This window comes from uncultured Acetatifactor sp. (genome assembly GCF_948601915.1).
Lineage (GTDB): Bacteria > Bacillota > Clostridia > Lachnospirales > Lachnospiraceae > Acetatifactor.
Genome location: NZ_CAPDXS010000258.1, coordinates 1 through 2584, shown reverse-complemented (window position 1 = coordinate 2584; position 2584 = coordinate 1). Strand labels below are relative to the sequence as shown.

General features: G+C 57.9%; 2 protein-coding genes. One reads left to right on the top strand and one right to left on the bottom strand.

The window, feature by feature from the left end; translation table 11 throughout:
- Nucleotides 1–165: 165 nt before the first annotated feature.
- Complete coding sequence (locus tag Q2B33_RS23770; RefSeq protein WP_300572112.1) at nt 166–1347, bottom strand: site-specific integrase; 1182 nt, start codon at nt 1345–1347, stop codon at nt 166–168.
- Between the two features lie 233 nt (nt 1348–1580).
- Here Q2B33_RS23770 and Q2B33_RS23765 point away from each other — a divergent pair, with 233 nt between their 5' ends.
- The gene (locus Q2B33_RS23765) at nt 1581–2414 is read left to right on the top strand and encodes a methyltransferase domain-containing protein (RefSeq protein ID WP_300572114.1); all 834 of its coding nucleotides are present in this window, start codon (nt 1581–1583) and stop codon (nt 2412–2414) included.
- Nucleotides 2415–2584: the final 170 nt, after the last annotated feature.

Genomic DNA, 2584 nt, shown 5'->3' with positions numbered 1-2584 from the left:
AGGGCCGCGCTCTGCGACATGGAGAAACGGAGATGCCAAAAAGGCTTTGGGCGTATGGCCCGGACGCCTTCCGGCTGACTGCGGAAAGGACTGCGTTTCAGACTGCCGGTCAGTCAGCTCTCCATACTCCGCCATCCGCTGACTCATTTAGTCAACGCATGGTGCTTACAGTGGGAATAAGGATTTCAGACGGTTCATGTTCTCGCGTTTTAAGTCGAGATTGGGATGGACATAGAGATTCATGGTGATGCCGATGTTGGAATGGCCCAGAATCTCGCTCAGGGTCTTCACATCGAAGCCTGCCTCCACGCAGCGGGTGGCAAAGGTGTGCCGGAGGGTATGGAAATGCGCCTCCGGGATGCCGCATTCCTCCAGATATTTCTTCAGATGCCGCTGGAGCTTTCTGGGATCCATGCACCTGTCCGTGCCGGTGAGGAGGAATGCCTCTGGCTCCTCCGGGCGGAACCGCTCACACAGAGTGGCGATGTCCGGCATCAGGGGGATAAGGCGCAGGGAGCTCTCGCTCTTGGGAGTCCCTATTACCAGCTCTGTCCTGGAAAGGGCCAGGGCCCCGCCGTCATCCCCTGCCGCCGCGGAGGGCCGGTCCGGGTCTGCCTGGCAGACATTTCCCCGCGGAAGCCGCAGGGCGGTATGGCAGACGGAGATGGCGGCTGCCTCGAAGGAGATGTCGCACCAGCGCAGGGCGCAGATCTCCCCGATCCGCATGCCCGTGCGCAGCGCCAGATAGACTCCGAACTTGCAGGCATCCATTTCCTGCGCCAGGAGCTGCACCAGAGCGGATTCCTCCTTCTCGTCCAGCACCCTCGTATTTTTCCGGAAGCTCTTCGGGTATGTGATCTCCACGTCCGGAAGCTTCCCGCCTGACCGCTTCCCCGTGTAGGATAGAATGGAATGGAAGAGGGTCAATATGCTGCGGACTGTCTTCGGCGACAGGCCCTTGCCGGTCAGGAGCGACCGGGTGAAGCCGTCGATTTCCTCCGGCAGGATTTCCCCGGGGAGCTTATCCCCGAAGAAGGGTTTGATGTGGTTCTCGATGTCCGTGCGGTACTTTGCGCGGCTGGAGGGCTTCAGGCGGGCGCTGTTGGCGGACAGCCATCTGTCGCAGAAGCAGGCCATGTCCGGCCTCTGCCCGGGCTTTGCTTTTTGTGCAGCCGGTTCTGTCTGTTCGATCCTTTCCCGGGCCCTGTCCGCCTTATCCTTTGCCTCCTCGTATGTCCTGCCGTAGCAGAAGCCGTAGAGGGGCCTTCCGTCTGCCCTCCGCCCCTTGATGTAGCGGGCCTCGTACCGCCCGTCCTTTCTTTGGAACACGTTTTCTCCTCTTGCCATTGCGGGCACCTCCTCTTTCGTATTAAAAATTTTCCTTCCGTCAGGACTCTTTCAGATCCTACATAGAGTGTACAAAATAGTCAAGTGTCTTGACCAGCATTTTGGGAAAGATACAGGAATCGTGGAATACGGAATCATGGAAGAAAGGCCAGGCTCCATTGCCCCCGGGACAAATAAGTGGTACAATCGAAGGGACGATGGGAAATTTTAAACATATATGAGGAGGTTTACGTGTGCCGGGTTTGGAAATAAAGGAATATCTTTCCCGCATAGGCATCCGCCGGATCAAGGAGTTGGACGCGGCGCTGGTCGAAGCTTTCGGGCGGGAGGAGGGGGAAAGACACATCGAGAGACTGACGGAGCTGTTCGACCGGTCAGAGGAAAGGCTGCTCTATGGGGCCGGGGATACGGTGTATCTCCACCGCCAGGAGGAGCTTGTGGATTACTGGAACCAGAGCCTGAAGACGAGCCTTTTGGCAGCGTCTTTCTACGACCGCGTGTTTTTCCGCAGGGCCATGGAATATCTGGCGGAGCACGGCTCCTTCTGGTCAGGGGAGATTTTCGATATGGGCTGCGGGAATGGGATCCTGACCTGTTTTCTCGCACTGCAGCATCCGGACAGCGCCGTTACCGGGCTGGAACTGTCTTCAAACGCAATATCCGTGGCAAAAGAGCTGGCAGGAGAGCTGGAGGTGGACAATGTGCAGTTTTCCAAACCGGATGCGCTGGGGCTGAGGAAGTGCGACACCCTGTTTTCCTGCCGCACGGCCCACGAAAATGTCGCGTGGAGAGCCCTCTGCGAAGAAGCGGGAATGCCGTCGCCATCGCCGGAGGAGCAGGTCAGGCTGCATGGCCAGTATGCAAAGGAGCTCTCGGCGCTGGTAAGGCCAGGGGGGCATCTGGTCAGCGTGGAGCGCTATGAGGAGGACGGCGCCTACGCCGGGCTGGTCCGCGCGCTGGAGCTTGCGGGCTTTTGCCAGGTGAAGGGAACGCATATGCAGTTTTCCTGTAGAAACGGGGACGGGACGGCTACATTTCAGGCGATGGTTTTGCGGAAAAATGCCTGATGCCAGGTATCTGCAGGACGATGCCGCAGCGCAATTCAGCCATTCTGTTGACGAATCCAAAGCATAATCGTCACTTGACACAGACAATTGAATATGCTAACGTTAAGCTATAAAAATGTCGCAGAGCGCGGCCCTCTGCGACATTCTCTGTAAACGGAAAGACCCCGGGC

What these genes read in the sequence shown, in the direction of transcription:
- Q2B33_RS23770 (WP_300572112.1), bottom strand. Translation starts at nt 1,347, where the DNA reads ATGGCAAGAGGAGAAAACGTGTTCCAAAGAAAGGACGGGCGGTACGAG.